General features: G+C 45.4%; 18 protein-coding genes. 7 read left to right on the forward strand and 11 right to left on the reverse strand.

From position 1 onward, the window contains the following. Positions 1–13: 13 nt before the first annotated feature. The 7 genes from KI742_RS19040 to pspA form a co-directional block, all read right to left on the reverse strand. Positions 14–580, reverse strand: a complete 567-nt coding sequence (locus KI742_RS19040) for a DNA-3-methyladenine glycosylase I (RefSeq protein ID WP_005378109.1) — start codon at positions 578–580, stop codon at positions 14–16. A 72-nt stretch (positions 581–652) separates the two neighbouring features. Further along, on the reverse strand, positions 653–3,763 hold the full coding sequence (vmeI, locus tag KI742_RS19045; protein WP_285386257.1) for an efflux RND transporter permease subunit VmeI: 3,111 nt from the start codon (positions 3,761–3,763) through the stop codon (positions 653–655). Next, positions 3,760–4,857 (reverse strand): efflux RND transporter periplasmic adaptor subunit, encoded by a 1,098-nt coding sequence (locus tag KI742_RS19050; RefSeq protein ID WP_136976057.1) that lies wholly within the window; start codon positions 4,855–4,857, stop codon positions 3,760–3,762. The genes vmeI and KI742_RS19050 overlap by 4 nt, the downstream gene beginning before the upstream one ends. 1 nt (position 4,858) lies before the next feature. Continuing rightward, the gene (locus KI742_RS19055; protein ID WP_005378114.1) at positions 4,859–5,890 is read right to left on the reverse strand and encodes an efflux RND transporter periplasmic adaptor subunit; all 1,032 of its coding nucleotides are present in this window, start codon (positions 5,888–5,890) and stop codon (positions 4,859–4,861) included. A 161-nt stretch (positions 5,891–6,051) separates the two neighbouring features. Next, entirely contained in the window at positions 6,052–6,441 is a 390-nt protein-coding gene (pspC, locus tag KI742_RS19060; protein ID WP_025766867.1) for an envelope stress response membrane protein PspC, read from the reverse strand. Continuing rightward, positions 6,434–6,667: an envelope stress response membrane protein PspB gene (gene pspB, locus KI742_RS19065; RefSeq protein WP_005378117.1), complete on the reverse strand. Its 234-nt coding sequence runs from the start codon at positions 6,665–6,667 to the stop codon at positions 6,434–6,436. Before pspB ends, pspC begins: the two co-directional genes overlap by 8 nt. A gap of 14 nt (positions 6,668–6,681) precedes the next feature. Next, positions 6,682–7,353, reverse strand: a complete 672-nt coding sequence (pspA, locus tag KI742_RS19070) for a phage shock protein PspA (RefSeq protein ID WP_005378119.1) — start codon at positions 7,351–7,353, stop codon at positions 6,682–6,684. 232 nt (positions 7,354–7,585) lie between these two features. On the opposite strand from pspA, the gene pspF reads away from it, so the two are divergent. The 6 genes from pspF to KI742_RS19100 all read left to right on the forward strand — a co-directional run bounded on the left by pspF (position 7,586) and on the right by KI742_RS19100 (position 14,037). Beyond that, positions 7,586–8,593, forward strand: coding sequence for a phage shock protein operon transcriptional activator (gene pspF, locus KI742_RS19075; RefSeq protein WP_017820869.1), 1,008 nt, complete (start codon positions 7,586–7,588; stop codon positions 8,591–8,593). Between the two features lie 205 nt (positions 8,594–8,798). Continuing rightward, entirely contained in the window at positions 8,799–10,418 is a 1,620-nt protein-coding gene (gene sapA / locus KI742_RS19080; protein WP_033905101.1) for an ABC transporter substrate-binding protein SapA, read from the forward strand. Next, complete coding sequence (locus tag KI742_RS19085) at positions 10,418–11,380, forward strand: ABC transporter permease subunit (RefSeq protein WP_005378122.1); 963 nt, start codon at positions 10,418–10,420, stop codon at positions 11,378–11,380. The genes sapA and KI742_RS19085 overlap by 1 nt, the downstream gene beginning before the upstream one ends. Continuing rightward, the gene (locus KI742_RS19090; protein ID WP_005378123.1) at positions 11,367–12,254 is read left to right on the forward strand and encodes an ABC transporter permease subunit; all 888 of its coding nucleotides are present in this window, start codon (positions 11,367–11,369) and stop codon (positions 12,252–12,254) included. Before KI742_RS19085 ends, KI742_RS19090 begins: the two co-directional genes overlap by 14 nt. Further along, positions 12,254–13,249, forward strand: coding sequence for an oligopeptide/dipeptide ABC transporter ATP-binding protein (locus tag KI742_RS19095; protein WP_005378126.1), 996 nt, complete (start codon positions 12,254–12,256; stop codon positions 13,247–13,249). The genes KI742_RS19090 and KI742_RS19095 overlap by 1 nt, the downstream gene beginning before the upstream one ends. Next, positions 13,246–14,037 (forward strand): ATP-binding cassette domain-containing protein, encoded by a 792-nt coding sequence (locus tag KI742_RS19100; protein ID WP_005393308.1) that lies wholly within the window; start codon positions 13,246–13,248, stop codon positions 14,035–14,037. Before KI742_RS19095 ends, KI742_RS19100 begins: the two co-directional genes overlap by 4 nt. Before the next feature lie 82 nt (positions 14,038–14,119). On the opposite strand, the gene KI742_RS19105 is transcribed toward KI742_RS19100, so the two are convergent. Together KI742_RS19105 and KI742_RS19110 are read right to left on the reverse strand one after the other, a co-directional pair. Continuing rightward, positions 14,120–14,509 carry a DUF2750 domain-containing protein gene (locus KI742_RS19105; RefSeq protein WP_285386254.1) on the reverse strand — a complete coding sequence of 130 codons (390 nt, stop codon included), beginning with the start codon at positions 14,507–14,509 and terminating at the stop codon, positions 14,120–14,122. 68 nt (positions 14,510–14,577) lie between these two features. Next, entirely contained in the window at positions 14,578–15,483 is a 906-nt protein-coding gene (locus KI742_RS19110; protein ID WP_213899660.1) for a manganese-dependent inorganic pyrophosphatase, read from the reverse strand. Positions 15,484–15,669: 186 nt separating this feature from the next. On the opposite strand from KI742_RS19110, the gene KI742_RS19115 reads away from it, so the two are divergent. Beyond that, positions 15,670–16,884 (forward strand): putative manganese transporter, encoded by a 1,215-nt coding sequence (locus KI742_RS19115; RefSeq protein ID WP_285386250.1) that lies wholly within the window; start codon positions 15,670–15,672, stop codon positions 16,882–16,884. 78 nt (positions 16,885–16,962) lie between these two features. On the opposite strand, the gene KI742_RS19120 is transcribed toward KI742_RS19115, so the two are convergent. Both KI742_RS19120 and torA read right to left on the reverse strand, forming a co-directional pair. Next, positions 16,963–18,702, reverse strand: coding sequence for a glycoside hydrolase family 36 protein (locus KI742_RS19120; RefSeq protein ID WP_213898130.1), 1,740 nt, complete (start codon positions 18,700–18,702; stop codon positions 16,963–16,965). Positions 18,703–18,900: 198 nt separating this feature from the next. After that, the gene (torA, locus tag KI742_RS19125) at positions 18,901–21,363 is read right to left on the reverse strand and encodes a trimethylamine-N-oxide reductase TorA (RefSeq protein ID WP_005378138.1); all 2,463 of its coding nucleotides are present in this window, start codon (positions 21,361–21,363) and stop codon (positions 18,901–18,903) included. Positions 21,364–21,383 lie beyond the last annotated feature (20 nt).

Below are 21,383 nucleotides of genomic sequence, written 5' to 3' on the forward strand. Positions count from 1 at the left end.
TAATCGCCAAACGTTACTTATTCTGCTTTTTAGGACATCCAACGATATGGTCATCCACCATGCCGACGGCTTGCATGAAAGCATAACAGATGGTTTCACCGACAAACTTGAAGCCTTTCTTTTTTAGGAATTTACTCATGGCTTTGGATTGCTCTGTCGAAGCTGGTACGTCACTCATATGTTGCCATTGATTGACGATTGGTTCACCGTCCACGAACTGCCACAACGCGTCTGATAAACTCCCGTATTCAGCAATTAACGCTTTGGCCGCTTTGGCATTACTGAATACCGAGTTAATCTTTCCGCGATGTCTCACAACATCGAAGTTTTCCACGATGTATTCAGCGCGTTCTTCATTTCTTTGTTCCAACGCATCTAGATCGTAATTCTCGAACGCTTCTCTGTAACCTTCGCGCTTTTTAAGGATGGTGATCCAACTAAGACCAGCTTGCGCACCTTCCAAAGTAATAAATTCAAACAGGACTTGGTCGTCATATACTGGCACGCCCCATTCGGAATCATGATATTCGCGCTCTAATGGGTGATTCATCGCCCACGCACACGTTTTTTGTTCTGTCATTATTCTTCCTTAAAAAGCGCCTCTAACTGATGAGCTAGAGGCGCGATATTTTTCATCGTTATATCAGTAGCACTAAACCTGTTTCGGTACTGCCACTTTATGGAACAAACGATACAACACTGGCACGACAATCAGTGTCAGGACTGTCGCAAAACCCAAACCAAACATAATCGTAACCGCCATTGGTTTGAAGAAAATATCTGGCAACAGTGGGATCATACCAAGGATCGTCGTGATAGCAGCCATACAAACGGGACGGACGCGACTTACCGCAGCATCAACGACCGCGTCATAAGCCTCTTTACCGGAATTCATTTCAATTTCAATTTGGTCCAGTAATACGATGCCATTTTTGAGCACCATTCCCGATAAGCTTAAGAAGCCGAGCAATGCCATAAAACCAAACGGCGTGTTGAGTGCCAACAAACCGGTAGTGACACCAATTAACGCCAGCGGCACGGTAAGCCAAACAATGAGTGGCTCTTTGATAGAGTTAAATAGGAATACAGTGATCAAGAACATGAACAAGTACCCCATTGGCATAGTAGTAAACAGTGACTCTTGAGCATCACCTGAAGATTCGTATTCACCACCCCACTCTAAGGAATAACCTGGTGGTAATTGAATCGCTTCGATTTGGGGCTGTAAGCGTTTTTGCAACGTCGATGCGGTTTCTTCACCTAGAATATCTGGGTCTGCCATCACAGTGAGCATACGCTTACGGTTCTTACGCACAATAATAGGATCCTCCCAACGCATGTCGTAACCCATTGTGACTTGTTGAAGTGGGATAAACTCACTCTGTGCTGGACTCCATATTTTCATGCCTTCGATGTTACGAATATCAATGCGCTCATCTTCTGGTAAACGAGCCACGATAGGCATGAGCGTCGTGCCGTCTCGGTATAAGCCTATCGTCATTCCAGAGAATGACATGGACAAGAAATCATCGACGTCCGATTTGGTAATGCCATAGCGACGTGCCTGACTCTCGTTAAACTGAGGTTCAAGAACTTGGGTTCGTTCACGCCAATCATGCCTGATATTTGTTGCCTGAGGGTCGGCGTACATGATGTCCTTGACCTGAGCGGCTATCGTACGAAGGACGGTTGGATCTGAGCCAATAATACGCGCTTCAATTTTTGCACCACCACCAGGGCCTAACTCAATCTGTTTGAGCTTGTAATTGATTTCTGGATAGTTGGCTTTTAAATACTCTCGAAACTTCGCCATTAATGGTTTCAACGCTTCGTAATTTTCCATACGAGTGGTTATCTCACCATAAGCCGCATAACTTTTCTCTGGCGCGTACGTTAACATGAAGCGCTGTAAGCCTTTACCCGCGGTCGTCGTGATATGGTCAACATGCTCTTGCTTAGCTAACCAACTTTCTAACTCTTTAAGCGTTGTGTTGGTTGCTCGAATATCAGTTCCTTCTGGCATCCATACATCTAACTGAAAAATCGGCGTTGTCGAAGATGGGAAAAACGCTTGCTTCACAAACGTGAACCCGTAAACACTTGCCGCTAATCCCGCAATCAGCACCACAACGGTAAACCAAGCACGACGCATACAAAACTGAAGAAACTTTTTATAAATAACGAAAATAACCCCGTTATATGGATCATTTTCTTCCCCTTCACCTTGTTTAATCTTCTGGCCTTTAAAGAAGATGTCAGCAAAGAATGGTGTCAACGAGATAGCGGTAAACCAGCTCAACATTAAAGAGATCAGCAGAACCGTAAACAAAGTGCCACAGTATTCGCCCGTCGAGTCTTCAGACAGTCCAATTGGCGCAAATGCAGTTACCGCAATCACAGTTGCCCCAAGTAATGGCCATTTTGTTTGGGTAACAATGTCGGTCGCTGCTTGGAGTCGAGTTCGCCCTTTTTGAGTACCAATCAAAATCCCCTCAACCACAACGATGGCATTGTCCACCAGCATACCTAACGCGATAACCAAGGCACCTAATGAAATCCGCTGTAAATCTATCGCGAGATACTTCATGAAAATGAACGTACCCAGCACCGTCAGCAGCAAGATTAAACCGATTAGTAGCCCAGAACGTAGCCCCATAAAGAACAGAAGTACGATAATGACGATACCGACAGCTTGAGCCAAGCTCACAACAAAACCGCTAACCGATTTATCCACTTCTTTCGGCTGACTATAGATTTCCGAAATTTCGATACCGACAGGTTGTTGGTACTTTAGCTCTGCAAGGCGATGATCAAACGCTTTTCCGACTTCAACGACGTTGACGCCTTCAGCAAAAGAAACACCCACGTTTAGTGCGAGGCTGCCGTTAAAATTAATAATATTATTCGGGACTTCTACGTAACCGCGTTTTATTTCCGCCACATCTTTCAAGAAGATGAGCCCCTGAGCACCCGACTCAGTAATTAACAAATCACCCAGCTCCTCCACACTCTGGAACTCGCCAGTCGGCTGAATTCTGATGTACTCGTCACCAATTCTGATCGCTCCTGCGTCAGAAACCACGTTTTGCGTCGAAAGAAGATTAAACACGGTATCCGGAGCAAGACCTATACTGCTCAGCTTTTTCATCGATACTTCGATGAAAACTTGTTCTTGCTGTTGCCCGGATACCGAAACTTTACTCACACCATCAACCAGTTCGAGCTCTCGGCGTAAGTAATCGACGTAATCCAGTAGCTCTTTATAGCTATAACCGTCGCCAGTCACCGCTAACAAAATCCCGTAAACATCACCAAAATCATCGATCACTTGAGGTTCATTCACACCTGGAGGCAACGTCCCTTTAAGGTCGTTCACTTTACGGCGCAACTCATCCCAAATTTGTGGTAGATCATCAGGGCCATAATTGTTCTTCATCGTGACCGTGATTTGAGATAATCCCCGGCTAGAAATCGAATTGACTTCATCAACATAAGTAAGCTGCTGAATCGCTTTTTCGATTGGGTACGTCACTTCTTCTTCGACTTGTTGCGGTGTTGCACCAGGGTAAGAGGTCACTACCATCGCATCTTTAATAGTAAAAGCAGGGTCCTCAAGACGCCCTAAACCAAAGAATGCGGCGATACCACCAATCAAAAATATCAGTGCGAACATCCAACTGATGACGCGATTTCGGATGAAGTACGCAGCAATACCGGTCACATCATCATCACTTTGAGGCGCTGATTTATTAAGATCGCTCATAGACCGGCCTCCTGCGTAGCCATTTCCTGTATCACTTCCACTTTCATGCCATCCCTTAATCGAGAAACACCGGCAATCACAACTTTGTCTTTGAGCATGAGACCATCAAGGATTTGAATGGACGTTTTAGATGCCTTACCTGCTCGCACCTGTTTGCGCGATACCGTATTGTCGTCATTCAGTACCCAAACAAATTTGTTTTCGCGCCCCAGCTCGTCACCATCCGCATTAAAAATGGCTTCGATAGGGACATTAATTCCTAGGTTGAGATCAAGCCCAACATTCTCGTCTTTAGACGTTACTTCAACAGCCATCCCATCTAGGATGTACTCTTCTTCCGGCATAGGAAGCGACAGTGTGACAGTAAACGTACCTGTTGTTGGGTCGGGTTCGGTTGTAAATTCTTTTACCGTCGCGTTATATTCGTTACCACTGGGCACGCGCACTAATGCTTTGATCGCGGTAAGCCTTTCTTCCGTTGGCGGTTGGTTCACATAGAGGCGGTCAGGAAGCTGAATCAACACTTCGACTCGCTCCAAGCTGTGAATATTAACGATATGCTGTCCGACTTGAACATTTTCGAATTGGTCGATATTAACTCGCGAAATAATCCCATCCACGGGCGCTTTTAAGGCAGTAAATGATAGACGAAGTTTGGCTAACTGAAGCTCAGCTAAGGCGATTTGTCGTTGTGCTGCAATTTCATCAAACTGAGACTTAGCTAATAGGCCTTTATCGACCAAAGGGCGTGAGCGGCGATACTGACTGTCGACAACAGAAAAACGCGCACTCGCATTATCTACATCCAACTCATAGTCAGTGGGATCTAGCGTTGCAATAACATCACCCTTCGTGACTTTGTCGCCCTCTTTTACCATGATGCTGCTGACTTCTCCTGCCACTCTGAAGCTCAAATGAGAGCGATCCGCTGCATTCGCAACCGCAGGGAAGTACAAGTTGTCGTCCACCTTGTTTCCCGCTAACGACGTAACTCTAACTCGTGGCGTTTCGAGCTCTTTTTCTGGTGCCTTATCCCCACAGCCAACGAGAAAAAGCGTTGAAAGTAAAGTCGCTAGAGAGATGATTCCTTTCATATTACAACCCTCTTTCCTTAATCCACGCTCTTACCTTAATTCCGGGTTCAATTACACTGACACCCGAGATAATGATTTGGTCGCCATCGTTAAGCCCAGCTAACACTTGATTTTTGTCATTCATCTCAATTGCGGCTTTGGACACAATGCCTTGCTCATCGACACGCCAAACGTATGTTTTGCCGTTCTCTTCTAGCAACGCGGAGTTAGGAATCTTTGTCGCTCCTGCACTTTTGGACAGGAGGTAAGCATTGCCAGACATTCCCGGCAAAAGGCCTATTTCTGCTGGTCGCTCCATGACCATCGTGACTTTGTAACTGCCCGTTTTAGGATCGGCCTCTGTATCGATTTCCTGAAAGGTTAAATCAAAGGCTCGCTCGGGGAACGCATCAAATATCATTCTGGCAGAGACATCGCTCCCCTGCGTGTAACGATTTAGAAGATAGTCTGGGATTTGGAATATCACTTTGAGGAGTTGGTTGGACTGAATATTCATCACCCCTTCTTTCGCGGCAACATATTCATGGTTTTCTGCTGGAATGTACGAAATGGTGCCATCATATGGCGCGACAAGTTTGGTATACCTTAAGTTTGCCTTTGCTTGATTCCATTGAGCTTTTGCCGAGTTGTGATTCGCTTTTGCCTCATCAAAATCTTGCTCAGATACTACTTGGTCTTTACGTAGCTTTTGGTATCGCTTGTATTGCACATCTGCGAGCAAAAAATTTGCCCGAGCTTGCTGTTCGAGCAGAGAATATTCATCTGGGTTTAATGACGCCAAAACATCACCTTTACTGACGACTTGACCTTCATTCACTTCTATCGTTTGAAGAAGCCCAGGAACTCGAAATGTCAGTACTGCTCTATCGCCAGCTTCCGTCGTGGCAGGAAAATGTCGCTCAAACTGGGCATTGCCAACAGATACTGTAAATAGCTTCGCAGGGCGCGATTCAGGTTCAGGAACAGGAGGAAGTTCTTTACCGCACCCCGACAAGACAGCCGAGATGGCAATAGGAATGAGCAATTTTCTCATTACATTCATCCATAAAAATTGGGGGATTATTTTTAAAGTAGATGAATTTTGAACGAACTTCCAGAGCAGAAAAGATTAATAGTGCTTTAAAATTAGTAATTTGTGATAAAAAAGCAGGCTTTATGCCTGCTTCAGTTAAATCTTCTTTGGATACAAAATGCCTAGAGCTTACTGAATTCTCTGTTCACCCTATATGTATCAGACGTAACATAAGCTTCCATGTTACGAATTTTGCCATCAAGACGGTCAAAATCCCTTTCCAACACACTGAGCAGTTGATCAGGGCTTTGCCCTTTCTGCCAAGGCTTACTTTTGAGCGTATGCTCTTGCTGAGCTCTGATATTTTCAGAATACGTTACTGGTTGCTTTTCTAACATAAACGCCATCGCGATGTACGCTAACAATACCAAAAACGTACCACCTAACAGCGCTGCAGAAATCACTACAATACGAATCAACCAAACTTCTGCACCAAAGTAGTTGGCAATTCCGGCGCAAACACCGGAGATTTTGCCATTTACTGGATCACGATACAGTTCTCGATTATTCATACTTTCGTCTCCATGTTGGTGACTCAGCATCCAAGATGCGCTCCAATGTATCAACTCGGGACTGCATCGCTTCCGCTTTTTCAGATAGTACCTGAAGGCGCTCTAAATCTTGGCTCGACAGTGCACTATCTGTTTTGCGTTTGCTGCGATAGTGTAAGAAGAGCCATAGTGGAGCGACAAAGATTAAAAAGACAATCACTGGTCCTGCTATAAAAAATGCCGACATAAATGGCTCCTTTCTTATTTATCTTTCGATGACATCTGTTCTTTCAGTTTTGCCAACTCTTTTTCTATTTCGTCTTGTGCCTGCAACTCTGCAAACTCTTGTTCTAGCGATTTAGCATTACCAGTTTGAGCATACAAGTCTGCTTCCGCTTCCATTTCATCCACTTTACGTGAGTACTGCTCAAATTTCGCCATCGCTTCATTAGTGCGGCTAGTGTGCAGGTGTTTTTGCACATCACGACGGTTAGATGCAGTTTGGTTACGAATTGCTAGTGCTTGCTGTTTTGCGCGCGTTTCAGCAATTTTGCTTTCCAACTTACCAATCTCGCCAGTAAGCTTATCGATCGTTTCTTCCACTAAGGTTTGCTCAGTGTGGAGGCCCTTAATCACTTGCTCTAGCTTTTGCTTTTCAATTAACGCTGCACGAGCTAGATCTTCACGCTCTTTAACTAATGCTAAGCTCGCTTTTTGGCCCCATTCGCCAATTTGCTCTTCTAACGTTTCAACCTTACGAGCCAACTCTTTCTTGTCTGCAATCGCTTTAGCCGAGTTAGTACGCACTTCAACAAGTGTGTCTTCCATTTCTTGAATGATAAGACGGATCATTTTTTCAGGATCTTCCGCCTTGTCCAGTAATGCACTGATGTTTGAGTTAACGATATCTGCAAATCGAGAAAAAATACCCATAACGGAACTCCTCTTTTTTCCTATTAAAACTCGACAAGGTGGTGATTAACCTTGTGTCTCCCTGAATATATAACAAGTAACGTGCCAACTTATAATTTTCTTTTAAATCAGATTGTTATTCATTTTGTTGTCGTTACACACTATTGTGCTATGATGTTTTTCACCAACTGTTGGTGAAATTTACCAACTCTATCCCTGAATCATGGCTCGGCTGTTAAATAAGAAGGATTTTATGAAGCAAAACCTGATTGGTGAATCACCTGCTTTTCTCGCTGTACTAGATAAAGTATCACAACTTGCACCCATTGAGCGCCCTGTCCTCATCATTGGTGAACGAGGTACGGGTAAAGAACTCATCGCTCAGCGTTTGCATTATTTATCAAGACGTTGGGATAAACCACTACTATCACTCAACTGTGCGACATTAAGCGAAGGGCTAATAGATTCCGAATTGTTTGGACATGAATCCGGCTCCTTCACGGGCTCTAAAGGTAAGCATAAAGGGCGTTTCGAGCGTGCCGAGGGCGGTACTTTGTTTCTTGACGAGCTGGCAACCGCACCACTTTTAGTTCAAGAAAAGCTATTACGTGTCATTGAATATGGTGAATATGAGCGAGTTGGCGGTCATACCGCTCTCAATGCGGATGTTCGACTTGTTTGTGCAACCAATGCCGACCTACCAAAATTGGCAGAGCAAGGTGATTTTCGTGCAGATCTGCTCGACAGGCTAGCCTTCGATGTCATTATGTTACCGCCTCTTCGCGAGCGCAAAGAAGACATTCTCTCTTTAGCAGAGCACTACGCGATGAAAATGTGTCGTGAACTGCAACTGGAATACTTTGTCGGTTTTACCCCAAAAGCGCAGCAGTCGCTTATTGAATATGAATGGCCCGGTAACGTCCGCGAACTAAAAAACGTGATTGAACGTGCGATTTACCAACATGGTCTGAATGCTCACCCAATTGATGAACTGGTTTTCAATCCTTTTGAAACGGTTTGGCACAGCGCGCTTGGCCATAGTGCAAAACAAGCAGAACAACAAGAAGAGGAAGCATCAAGCAACACCATCCAATTCCCTCTAGACTATAAACAATGGCAAGAGGAACAAGATATCCATTTACTCAATCGTGCATTGGAAGAAGCCAAGTTTAATCAACGACAAGCAGCCGAGCTACTTGGCTTGAGCTATCACCAATTACGAGGGATGGTTAGAAAATATGGTTTGGTCGGACAAAGCTAACTTGACCGAGAGTACTCAATCAATACACGAGCTCGTGACTGCGCTCTAATTCGCATGCATTTATGGCATAACACCTTACAGTGTATGGATTTTATGTTTGGAGCGAGTTCACAAAGGTGATAAATTAGCGAGATCATTTTCGCTTGTTAGCTTTGAAAGAGTAAGATCAAACGAAACGAGCAAGATCCAATGAACATTTCATATTATGAATGCTTTTATAAGATTATCGCTGAGCCTTATTGGGATTAGCCTACTGACCGCTTGTGGCGATGAAATTGACCACAATGATATTCGCAAAGCTGGCTTTGTGTTTTGCGGACAAGGTAAGCCGACCACGTTTAACCCTCAGCTTATTGATAGCGGTATTACCGCAGAGGCTCTGAGCCCGCAGCTGTACGATACGCTGCTCACGCTCGATCCTAAATCACATCAGCCCGTGGCAAGCATCGCCGAGAGTTGGTCAGTAAATGAATCAGGGACGGAATACACGTTTAAGCTTAAACGTGGTGTTAAATTCCAAACCACACCTTGGTTCACACCCACTCGCCCATTGAATGCAAAAGATGTGGTATTTAGCTTCAAGCGAATCATCGATGTAGACCATCCTTTTCACCAAGTAGGTGGTGGTTTTTATCCATGGTTTGCAGGGTTAGATTTTCAAAACCTACTCCAAGACGTGGTTGCAATAGATGAGTATACGGTAAGGTTTACGTTATCTCAGCCAAACTTTTCTTTCTTGGCCAATATTGCCACCAGCCATGCGGTTATCTTGTCTGCGGAGTATGGACAGCAATTGGCAGCAAAAGATCATAAAGAAGAAATCGACCAACTTCCTATCGGTACCGGCCCTTATCAATTAAAAGAGTACCAAGTGAACGACTTGATTCGATTAGAGCGTCATTCTAATTACTGGAAGTCACCAGCAAAAATGGAACAAGTGGTGTTCGATATCTCTCACAGAGGGACGGGTACATTAGCTAAACTTTTAAGAAACGAGTGTGACGTACTCTCTTCACCTATTTCGAGCCAAATACCTGTCATTCAAGAAAATGACAACCTTGAGCTGACGGCTACACCAGCTAACAACGTTTCCTTTATTGCGATAAACACAGAAACCACCGCGCTGAGTGATGCTCGAGTTCGCCAAGCTCTTAACTTAGCGATCAACCGTCAAAATATTTTAGATTCGGTTTACTACGGAACTGGCTCCCAAGCTTATACCTTGCTACCACCTAATTCATGGGCTTATCAAAAAGACAGCGTAAAAATTCGTTATGACCGGAATTATGCATTGGCACTACTTCGAGATGCAGGCTACGAAGACGGCCTAGAATTGACCATGTGGGTACCACTTGAACCACGTGCTTTTAACCCAAGCCCTCGCAAGACCGCAGAGCTAATCCAAGCGAATTTTGCCGATATTGGGGTTAAATTAACGCTACTTACCGATGATAGGTTTGAACGTGTGGATTTGGAGAACATCAACGATATCGATTTACTTTTAACTGGTTGGATTGGTGATACCGGGGATCCTGACAACTTTTTCCGCCCTTTATTATCTTGCGAGTCTGACCGCGTTGGCCTTAACGTGTCCATGTGGTGTAACGATGACTTCGATTTCTTGCTCGATTTGGCTTTAGAAACTCAAGAACCGCGTTACCGTTTGAACCTATATCGCCAAGCACAGAACATTTTGAATCAAGAGTTCCCGGTTATTCCTCTGGCGCATGGCGTGCAGTTCCGTGTTCACGACAAATCGCTGACAGGCTTCAAATCAAGCCCTTTCAATGCCCAACCGTTTGATAGAGTTGAGAGAATTCACTGATGTTTTGGTATACCGTTCGACGCTTTAACCTATTTATCATCACTTTGATGATCCTTACATTAGTGGGTTTTTCTCTGCTGCGCCTTGACCCTCTCTCGCACTGGGCAAACGTTGATTTTTGGTCTGGCTGGCAAACTTACTTGATCAACCTTTCTCAACTCGATTTTGGCATAAGTAAAAACGGCAATGCGATTTACGACGAGCTCGCCGTTGTATTCCCAGCCACTTTGGAATTGTGTTTCTTTGCCTTTTTGGTGTCCCTTTTGATCGGCATTCCACTTGGAACCGTGGCTGGGATGAAGCAAGGTAAATGGCTCGATACCAGCATTTCATTCATGTCAATGTCTGGTTATTCCGCCCCAATCTTTTGGGTAGCTCTGTTACTTATCATGGTCTTTTCATTGGAATACCAACTCTTTCCCGTTGCGGGACGGTATGATTTACTTTACGAAATTGATCATGTAACCGGGTTTGCCATTATCGACGCATTCATGGCGAAAGGCGAATACCGCGCTCATGCACTGCAAAGCGTTATTGAGCATATGGTGCTGCCATGTTTGGTGCTCGCTTTGGCTCCAACCACCCAGGTTGTCGGACTAATGCGTTCCTCGGTAGCGGAAGTGATGAGCCAAAACTACATCCGTGCAGCGAGAATCAAAGGTCTTTCTAACCGCGAAATCGTAACTCAACATGTATTGCGGAATGCGATACCGCCTATCATTCCCAAAGTTGGTGTTCAACTTTCGAGTATGATTACCTTAGCTATCATCACGGAGTCTATTTTTAACTGGCCAGGTATTGGTCGTTGGCTTTTAGATGCGCTGGCAAGCCAAGACTATGCATCTATCCAAGCTGGCGTGATGGTACTTGCGACTTTGGTTCTTACCGCTAACATTCTCTCGGATTTGATTGGCGCGATGATTAATCCTTTAGTTCGAAAGGAATGGTATGCTAACAAATAACGTTTATCAGGAAGAGCGCATTCCAACACAGTTTGAGCGTTTTTGGCGAAGCTACCGCGCCAACGGACTAGCCATGTTTGGCTTGTGGTGCTTGGTGTTTATCGTCCTTATTACCATTTTTGCCCCCCTACTTGCACCATTTGACGCCCAAGCACAGTCAGGTGAGTTGCTTGTGCCGCCATCATGGGCCCCAGCAGGAACGGTTGATTACTTTTTGGGGACCGATGACTTAGGTAGAGATATTCTTTCGCGCCTGATTATGGGCTCTCAGCTGACATTTGGCGCTGCTGTCGCCATCACCGCAATTGCTGCCGTTGTAGGCTGTTTAATTGGCGTATTGGCAGGTATGACGAAAGGCTTACTGTCGAGTACTCTCAACCACTTGCTCGATACCGTCATGTCGATCCCGTCGCTCTTATTAGCAATCATTTTTGTGGCATTTCTAGGCTTTGGTGGGTTCAATATTTTACTCGCAATCTGCTTGGCTTTGATTCCGCGTTTTATTCGCTCCGTTTATATCGCAGTCCACACCGAAGTTGAAAAAGACTACATAATGGCAGCACGCCTTGATGGCGCTAATGATTTCTACTTACTGTGGAGTTCAATTCTTCCTAACATTCTGACGGTCATTGCCGCTGAAATCACACTCGCGCTCTCTGCTGCGATTTTAGATATTACGGCACTGGGTTTTCTTGGCCTAGGCGCACAGGCCCCAAGCACCGAGTGGGGAGCAATATTAGGTGACTCTGTCGAGCTTATTTATATTGCACCTTGGACAGTGACCCTACCCGGCCTGACCATCATGTTTACTGTTATTACCCTAAACTTAGTAGGTGAAGGTGTACGTCAAGCGCTTAATGCGGGGATCGAATAATGCCGTTGTTAGATATTCGACATTTGACCATTGAGATCGAAACACCTCAAGGGTTGGTCAAAGCCGTTGACCGAATGAGCCTAACTTTGAACGAAGGCGAAATTCGTGGTCTTGTAGGTGAGTCTGGTTCAGGGAAAAGCTTAGTTGCAAAAGCGATTGTCGGGGTAAGTAAAGATAACTGGCGCATCACCGCAGACCGTATGCGCCTTGGCAATATTGACTTGCTTCAGCTTACACCAAAAGAGCGTCGGCGCGTCATTGCTCGTGATATTGCGATGATTTTCCAAGAGCCTTCAACTTGTCTTGACCCTTCAGAGGAAGTCGGGCGTCAATTGATTGAATCCATTCCATCTCGCGCATTTGAAGGGAAATGGTGGGAGCGATTTAAATGGCGTAAAAAACAGGCCATCGCGCTTTTGCATAAAGTGGGTATTAAAGATCACAAGCGTTTAATGGGTAGCTACCCTTATGAGCTGACTGATGGTGAGTGTCAAAAAGTCATGATTGCCATGGCGATTGCGACCAAACCTAAATTGCTGATCGCAGATGAGCCAACCAACGACTTAGACCCGATTACTCAATCGCAAATTTTGCGTCTGTTGAGCCGCATGAACCAACTTAATAACACAACCATTTTGCTTATCGGTCACGACTTAGCGACCATAACACAGTGGGCAGGGCGTATTACGGTAATGTATTGTGGTCAGTCGGTGGAGTCTGCCGATACCAGTAAAATCATTGCGGCACCCAAGCACCCGTACACCGATGCCTTGCTTAAAGCGATGCCTGACTTTAATGATTGGGTACCACACAAGCAAAAGCTCCAATCCCTACCGGGCTCGATTCCGCCATTGCAGCATCTGCCTATCGGCTGTCGCCTCGGACCACGTTGCCCATATGCGCAGAAACAATGTGTAGAAATTCCACACACCAGACGAATTAAGAATCATAAATTTAACTGCCACTTTCCATTGAACACGGAGAAAAAGTCATGAGTGCGTTACTTGAAGTCGATAATTTATCGAAGCAATTTGTTACGCGCTCCCGTCTGTTCAAACGTCAGGTTAATGAGGCAGTTAAACCGGTAAGCTTTACTTTAGAGCCAGGACAAACTATTGGTTTTATTGGTCAAAACGGGTCAGGAAAATCCACACTAGCTCGTATGCTTGCTGGCGTTGTTGAACCAAGCTCCGGAGAGATCCGTGTGAATGGCGAACGATTGGAGCACAAAGATTACGCGACACGCTGCAAGCTCATCCGCATGATTTTCCAAGATCCAAACACATCGTTAAACCCACGTATCCAGATTGGTCGTATTTTAGAAGGTCCGCTAAAGCGAAATACCAACATGCCGCCAGATGCGCGCATGCAGCGTGTAAAGAACACCTTGCTCCGCGTAGGATTGCTGCCTGAGCACGCCTATTTTTATCCACAAATGCTAGCTGCCGGTCAAAAACAGCGCGTGTGTTTGGCTCGTGCACTTATTCTTCAACCTTCCATCATTGTCGCTGATGAGGCGTTAAACGGTTTGGATATGGCAATGCGCTCGCAGATCATTAACTTATTCCTCGAGTTGCAAGAAGAGATGGGATTGTCATTTGTGTACGTGTCTCAGCATATTGGCATTGTTAAGCATATTACTGATAAAGTGATGGTGATGCATGAAGGTGAAGTGGTCGAGTTTGGCGAGACCAACCAAGTACTGACTCATCCCGAGCATCCTATTACTCAACGACTAGTCGAAAGCCACTTTTATAAAGCGCCAAGCCATCAAACAAAATAGCTTATCAAAGATGTGATCGTGCAAATGTAAAGAAGCCTGCTTTAACGCAGGCTTCTTTATTGCATGGGTACTAATCAAAAAACTAACGGCGGCTCGCTTGTTTGCGCAGTTCAAAATCAAACTCGTCAGGAAACAATACGACCCCTTCTTCATTTTGATTTGGGAATACAACAATCGATAGCTCGTCATCCTCTAGACCAGAGGTCCAACGGCTGTGCCACTTGTTTAAAGAGATCGCCTCAGGCTCGCAATCTTCCCAATCACCATTCGCCCATTGCAAAGCAAATTCTTCGTTTGGCCATACTGGTACACAATCATCATCTTCTGTATTTAACATGACACAGCCATGTTCGTCTTTCAGAATCCAAACCTTACGATTCGCCACAATCTCTTTTACGCAGTACTTTAAACGTTGCTCTTCGTTGTAGCGATTAATGATATCCATCTGCTCTTGGGTCAGTTGCTCAGACATATTCGTCTCCTATTTCCCATAGAAAAATGCCCGCAGCTAGGCGGGCATTTAAAGTATATGCTAGAAAATTAAGCTAGCTCAGTTTGAAGCCAAGGCCAACCTTGCTTCTTACGGCTTAGCGTGTTTTCCATCATTAGCATGCCGTCTTTTTCGTGCTTAGCAAGCTTCTCAGCCCACTCACCTTTGTATAGAAGACGAGTTTGAGCAGTCGTGATGTCTGTTAGCATTACAGCAGCGAACGCTAGGTTATCTTTCTCACAACGAGATTCTAGGTCTGCTTCTAGTGCTTCGATCATACCGTCAACTTGCTCAAGAGTTGCAAGTTCAACCTGACCAACCACTACGTCACGACCGTTGAATGGGTAACCTTTAAGGTCTTTCTCAACAAGCTCAGCCGCTGATAGACCTTCGATGTTTGTTTTAGCAATTAGAAGATCTTTAGTGAACGCGTCAACATCTTGTACGTCTGCGATTGCCGCTAGTTCAGCAACGGCATCTTTGTCTTTTTGTGTACAAGTTGGAGAAGCAAAACCTACTGTGTCAGATAGAATTGCTGACATCATTAGCTTAGCTATTTGTGGAGTAATCGCGTGACCTTCAATCTTGAACATGTTGAATAGAACAGTGTTGGTACAACCAACAGGCCAGATCCATGCTTCCATTGGGTTTACTGTCATCACGTCACCTAGACGGTGGTGGTCAACAATACCCGCAATTTCAGCTTCTGCGATATCGTCTGGTGCTTGTGCTAGATCTGAGTAATCTACTAGCCAAACGGTCTCACCCGCAACTGATGTGCGAAGCTCAGGAACTTCAGCGCCAGCAACTTCTAGGATGTGCTGAGTTTCACGGTTGATTTCGCCTTGGCGAATTGGCATAGCTTCAACGCCACGCGCTTTTAGAAGTTCAGTTGCAACGAGTGCACTACAAATACTGTCACTGTCTGGGTTCTTATGACCTACAACTAGAATCATGTTTCTTCCTATTCAAGTCAATTTTATACGCCGCCTAATACAGTTAATTAGGGCGTGTTTGCTCACAAAGGCCGATACTTTACCTGATTTCAGAGAGTTTGACACGAAGAAAAGTTCACAATGCTATTGCGAATAAATCTCATTTACATATAATGATAATTATTCCTATTTGCATTTGAGTAAACGATGAACGCGACCCAATTATTACACTCTGCACAACAGTTGTTTCAGCCTACTCAGTTTCGTTTAGCTTATAAGCGATTGCTGATCCCTATCGTCATGCTCATTTTGCTAGGCAATGAAAATACACGTGACGTAGCCGTACAGACGCTATCCGACTCATTCTGGGCGGTGTCATGCTATGTTGCTGCCACATTGGCTATTTATCATTATCTTTCAAACTTTATGTCGAAAACCAATCGAATTACCGAGCTATATCATCGCTCGCGTAATCATCAGGTTTTCTTTGCTTCTTTGTTGGGTGCTTTGCCTGGCTGTGGTGGCGCTATTGTTGTGACAACGCAATTTATTAGTGGCCGAGTAGGATTTGGTGCGATTGTCGCGGTACTTACTTCAACAATGGGTGACGCTGCCTTTTTACTTCTGGCCGCCAAACCAAGTGTTGGATTAGGCGTGGTTGGATTAGGCATTATCGTGGGTACTCTTTCAGGGTTAGTCGTTAATGCTTTTCATGCTGATAACTTTCTGCGACCAGAACCAAAAGAAGCACCTCAGACACATGCTTGTTGCCAACACCAGACAGACCGACACACACCCCTTGAACAACGTGCAATCAATCTACAAGGCGCATTTTGGAAATGGCTTATTGTGCCTGCTAGTGTCGTTGCTGTGTTAATGTCTTTCCAAATCGATATTAATCAGCTGTTGTCTTTGCAGGCCAATACCATTGAATGGCTGGGCGCTATCTTCGCGGTGATCACAATGTCGTTGTGGGCTATGACAAAAGAGCTCGGCGATTATCAGTCAACGGTCTCTGAAGATGAAAAAATCGTGGACTCACACCCGATTCAAAAAGCAGCACAAGATACGAATTTCGTCAGTGCTTGGGTGATCGTGGCGTTTCTGGCGTTTGAACTGACGACCTATTTTTCTGGACTCGACCTTGTAGAAACCTTTTCTCATTGGGGAATTTGGATGCCATTAGCTGGCCTAGCCATTGGTATGTTGCCTGGTTGTGGACCGCAAATTTTAGTCACTAGCCTATACATTTCTGGTGCAGCGCCACTTTCTGCGCAACTGGCCAATGCGATTTCTAACGATGGTGACGCCCTATTCCCCGCTATTGCAATGGCACCGAAAGCTGCTTTGGTCGCGACTATTTACTCGTCCATTCCTGCGTTTATTGTTGGATACGGGTATTACTTTTTACTCGAGTTCTAACGCTCAGAGCATCAAACGAGAAAGGAGCCGCAATAGGCTCCTTTCTTGATCTTGGTATTAGGCGATTTACTTCACGTTTTATGCTGTAACGATCGCTTTCGCATTGAGCCCTTTATCCACGCTCACCATTAACAACTGGCAAGGTTCTTGGTTTAGCTTTTCCCCTGTCCAGTAATCATACCAGTCCACCGGTTGATCAGACGTCAGCGTAAATTCCATCGCTCCGTAACTCGCATAATTAAACAAACAATGGAGGTCATTCTTCGTCGTTAGTTTTAAAAACGCGTGATTTAAACTCAAAGCGGTAAACTTTGCAGATTGCTGGTTACGTTGTTGACGTAACATGAGCTTAGACAGTGTCTTCTTAGCAAACGGCGTAATCTCAGGGAGCGGGTCACCAGACAGCAGCAAACCACCACTCGCTAATAACACCGTGCGATGAAATTCATACTCTTCTCTGGATGCAGATTGATTAGCTAATGAAGTGAACGTGGCGCAATCCGGGTCAATTTGCCACAATTTTCGATGCTGCCAACTACGGTAAAAGGTTTCTTTGGCTATCTGTTCGAATCGACGACTATGACGCTCTACATCGTCAGAAACACGCATTGCATCCACAAGCCCCAGAGATGGCCACATTGGCGCGTTGCAACCTAAAAGCCACGCATCACCAGCGCCTTTGGCAATCGCTTCCATTCCTAAGCGATACGCCTCAACGCCTGTAATACCAGATTGTTTACGAACACCTTTTAAGGTGCCCCAATAGTTCGCGTCTAGCTTGAACAACTCAACGCCCCACTCTTGTCTCATGACAGAGACTACATGCGTCAGATGGTCTTGTACTTCTGGGTTTGAGGTATCGAGTATGTACCAAGGCGTGCATCGCCAACCACCGTATGTGACATCTTCTGCTTTAAGTAAGCCACCATCCTTGTGGCGAACAAACCACTCTGGATGCTGTTTGAAGATCTCCGACTCAGGCTGTGCAATGAAAGGCGCCATCCAAATTGCCGGCTTTTTTCCTTTTGCACGGATGTTATGAATGAGCTCTTTTACGCCACCAGAAAACTTATCTGATGGGGTTAACCAATCGCCCATAAAGGCTTGATAGCCATCATCCAGAAGTACCCACTCTAGGTCTTCGAGCTTATCTTGCATACAATCTACGTTCTGCATGATGTTTTGCTCTGTCACGTCTGCGTAGTACGCGTACCACGAACACCAACCAACAGGCGCATCTTGTGTCACACCTTGGCGAACAGGATGATGCTCTGCAATCATCTCGCCATAGGTTTGATAAAGCTCGGACAGTGATTGACCGCAGAGTACCGCCACGGACTCAAGTTGATTACTTTCCCAATCCGCCACTTGAGTCAACTCACCATCAATTGCGGCTGATAAAACCCAATGCCCATCACGCAGCACAACATCAAAATAGCCTGCAAAGCGATGACATGATGTGAAGCCAAATAATGTGTAGCCCGCTGAACCTTCCACCACTAAATAGTTGTAATAACGCTTAGGGGCATCTTTAGGGTAGATTCGATAAGAAGGATTATTGTCTGGGCAGCGACCAATATCAACGGGGTGATTGATCGTTCCCGCCGTTTGCGCCAACATTTGAAAACCATCCCCAATTACGTTGGCCTCGTGCTCGTACAAAAACGGCATTTCGAATAACACTTCACGGTCGGTAAAGGTTTTATTGTGAAGACCGGCAAAAGAAAAATGTAATTGATTACCCTTGACTTCAACTTGGGAGTCATTGTTATTCACAGTGATCTCAGTGTGATTTGCTAATTGAATGCTCTGAGCCATAAAGGGTCTACTCACTTAATTATTATTGTTTAGCTTGGCGCATTATCTCCTGCTTGTCTCACCCAATTCGTTACCATCATCACGAATACCAGTCTCGTTTAACGTTATGAAGTTACTATTGAGACAACGCTCACTGAAATCTTGATAAAAAAATACCAGCCCTGAGGCTGGTATTTCGATTTATGCAAACTGCACTAATTAAGCAACTTCGATCGGACCACCAAATGAAGTGACTGGCGGCACTTTACCTGTGAACTTCTCGAAGTCTACGATACATGTGTTCGCAGAAGTCGCCTGTGCAAGCTCAGAAGAACCGATGTCTTGCGTTAGCGTGTTAGGATCACCGTAGGTACAGATTGCGCCTTCTTTCTCGTTTAGAGGACCGTACCATGCACCTTCTTCGATACGAATAACGCCACGTGGGTAGCTGTCAGTCAAAACAGCACCGGCTAACAGCTGACCACGACCGTTGAATACACGTACCAAATCACCATCTTTGATACCTTTTGCTTTGGCATCCGCTGGGTTGATGTAAACCGGCTCACGACCTTGTACCGCGTAAGTCGCGCGGAACTCTTCAGACTCACACATCTGAGAGTGAAGACGCTTATCAGGGTGGCAAGACTGCAACCAGAATGGGTATTTATCTGAACCAGGACCACCGTGTGAACGCTCTGATTTTTCGAACCACATTGGGTGCTCTTGACAGTGTTCGTAACCGTAACGGCCGATCTTGCGTGATGTAATCTCGATGAAGCCAGACGGTGTACCTAATGGGTTAAGCTCAGGGTCTTTACGGAAGTCCGCATGACGAACCCAAGGTTTACCTTCACCGAAGTCTAGTACGCTCTTCTCCCAGAACTCGTTGAATTCTGGCATTTCAAACTTACCTTCGTTCGCTTTTTTACAATCGTTGTAAAGGCTTTCGATCCATTCCATCTCGCTCATACCACGAGTGTATTCTTCGCGGCGACCAAAACGCTGAGTTAGTTCACTCATGATTTGGAAGTCAGGCTTAGATTGGAACAATGGATCAACTAGGCGATGCATCGCAATCAGACCTTTGTTCGAGTATGAACCGTATACGTCGATGTCGTTACGTTCCCATTGCGTACACGCCGGTAGAACGATATCTGAGAAACGACATGTCGCAGTCCAAGCAAACTCGATCGTTACAACCGTTTGAAGTTTGCGGAACGCTTTCTTCATGCGGTTACGATCTTGATGGTGGTGCCATGGGTTACAACCCGAGATAACCATCATCTTGAAGTCTGGCAGTTTCACTTTACCGCCGTTGTAGTTGATCTCTTTGCCAGGTTCTAGCAGACAGTCGATCCAACGTGCAACTGGGATAGTACGACTGTAGCCGTTAAAGTCGTTGTTGTCCCACTTCGGTTTCATACCTTGGTCAAGGTTACGAGGGAAACCACCAGGGCCCGCGAAACCAGTAGAAGGCACACCGATACTTGAGTAATGGTGACCGTAAGAGATACCACCACCAGGTAGACCGATTTGACCAACCATTGCAGCAACCACAGCCGCTGCCCAGTATGGCTGCTCACCGTGCTCTTGACGCTGGATACACCAACCCATCAGGATCTGTGTACGACCGCTGACTAGCATGCGTGCGAATTCACGAATCTTGTCCGCTTTCACGCCACAAATCGCTGCTGCCCATTCAGGCGTCTTCTCTACTTTGTCTTTTGTCTTACCTTGAACGTATTGAATGAACTCTTCAAAGCCGAGACAGTAAGTATCAATGAACTTCTTATCGTACAGGTTTTCGTTGTACAACACGTGTGCCACAGCGAGCATGAACGCTACGTCTGTCAGCGGGTTGATGTACAAGTGATCGTTCTCTAAGTAGCGCTGAGTTTTGTTCTTCACTGGGTCTACAGATAGAACGTTGATCTCACCTTTCGCCACTTTTTCTTTTAGTTGTGCAAGGTACTTAAACGACTCATGCGTTTCACAGTTCCAACCTACTTGAAGGTTTTTCACTGGGTCGTTAGCCCAAAGAACGATGTTGTCAGAGTTTTCTAGGATCTCAGACCAAGACGTACCTTGTGCATAAACTTCGGTTGAGCCTAGCACGTACGGCATAATGGTTTGACCTGCACCCGTCGAGTAGTCACCTACTTTAGTGATGAAGTTGCCATGCATACCTACTGCACGTTGCATGTGCGCAGTACAGTTGTTAAATGAACCCGTTTGGTTCCAACCTGTTTGACCTGCATGCAGCGCCCATGGGCCGTAGTCTTTTTGAATACGCTCTAGCTCACGGTAGAACAAGTCTAGCGCTTCATCCCAAGTTACTCGGATGAAACGGTTGTTACCGCGAGTATCTGCGCTGTATTTATGTTTCTTCAACCAATCTAGACGAACCATTGGGTAACGAACACGTGAAGGGCTGTAGATAATACCCTTAATGCCGTTCAACATTTCTGTTGGGTTTTTGTCTAGCTCTAGCGGCTTGATCTCTTGAACTTTACCCGCGTAGATGTGGGCGCGGAACGCGCCCCAGTGAGAACCGGTTACTTTCCAAGTACCTGTCGTCTCAACGGCATTTGCAGAGGCGGACGCCAATAAGCTAGGACCAATTACTGACGCTGCACTTGTGGTTGCTACACCTTTAAGAAAACTTCTTCGTGTAATAGCCATTTAAAATTACTCCAATCCGA

Source organism: Vibrio sp. D417a, from assembly GCF_030248595.1.
Classification (GTDB): domain Bacteria; phylum Pseudomonadota; class Gammaproteobacteria; order Enterobacterales; family Vibrionaceae; genus Vibrio; species Vibrio alginolyticus.

Excerpts from the sequence above, each read along its gene's own strand:
- KI742_RS19040 (WP_005378109.1), bottom strand. The coding sequence starts at position 580 with ATGACAGAACAAAAAACGTGTGCGTGGGCGATGAATCACCCATTAGAG.
- vmeI (WP_285386257.1), bottom strand. The coding sequence starts at position 3,763 with ATGAGCGATCTTAATAAATCAGCGCCTCAAAGTGATGATGATGTGACC.
- KI742_RS19050 (WP_136976057.1), bottom strand. The coding sequence starts at position 4,857 with ATGAAAGGAATCATCTCTCTAGCGACTTTACTTTCAACGCTTTTTCTC.
- KI742_RS19055 (WP_005378114.1), bottom strand. The coding sequence starts at position 5,890 with ATGAGAAAATTGCTCATTCCTATTGCCATCTCGGCTGTCTTGTCGGGG.
- pspC (WP_025766867.1), bottom strand. The coding sequence starts at position 6,441 with ATGAATAATCGAGAACTGTATCGTGATCCAGTAAATGGCAAAATCTCC.
- pspB (WP_005378117.1), bottom strand. The coding sequence starts at position 6,667 with ATGTCGGCATTTTTTATAGCAGGACCAGTGATTGTCTTTTTAATCTTT.
- pspA (WP_005378119.1), bottom strand. The coding sequence starts at position 7,353 with ATGGGTATTTTTTCTCGATTTGCAGATATCGTTAACTCAAACATCAGT.
- pspF (WP_017820869.1), top strand. The coding sequence starts at position 7,586 with ATGAAGCAAAACCTGATTGGTGAATCACCTGCTTTTCTCGCTGTACTA.
- sapA (WP_033905101.1), top strand. The coding sequence starts at position 8,799 with ATGAATGCTTTTATAAGATTATCGCTGAGCCTTATTGGGATTAGCCTA.
- KI742_RS19085 (WP_005378122.1), top strand. The coding sequence starts at position 10,418 with ATGTTTTGGTATACCGTTCGACGCTTTAACCTATTTATCATCACTTTG.
- KI742_RS19090 (WP_005378123.1), top strand. The coding sequence starts at position 11,367 with ATGCTAACAAATAACGTTTATCAGGAAGAGCGCATTCCAACACAGTTT.
- KI742_RS19095 (WP_005378126.1), top strand. The coding sequence starts at position 12,254 with ATGCCGTTGTTAGATATTCGACATTTGACCATTGAGATCGAAACACCT.
- KI742_RS19100 (WP_005393308.1), top strand. The coding sequence starts at position 13,246 with ATGAGTGCGTTACTTGAAGTCGATAATTTATCGAAGCAATTTGTTACG.
- KI742_RS19105 (WP_285386254.1), bottom strand. The coding sequence starts at position 14,509 with ATGTCTGAGCAACTGACCCAAGAGCAGATGGATATCATTAATCGCTAC.
- KI742_RS19110 (WP_213899660.1), bottom strand. The coding sequence starts at position 15,483 with ATGATTCTAGTTGTAGGTCATAAGAACCCAGACAGTGACAGTATTTGT.
- KI742_RS19115 (WP_285386250.1), top strand. The coding sequence starts at position 15,670 with ATGAACGCGACCCAATTATTACACTCTGCACAACAGTTGTTTCAGCCT.
- KI742_RS19120 (WP_213898130.1), bottom strand. The coding sequence starts at position 18,702 with ATGGCTCAGAGCATTCAATTAGCAAATCACACTGAGATCACTGTGAAT.
- torA (WP_005378138.1), bottom strand. The coding sequence starts at position 21,363 with ATGGCTATTACACGAAGAAGTTTTCTTAAAGGTGTAGCAACCACAAGT.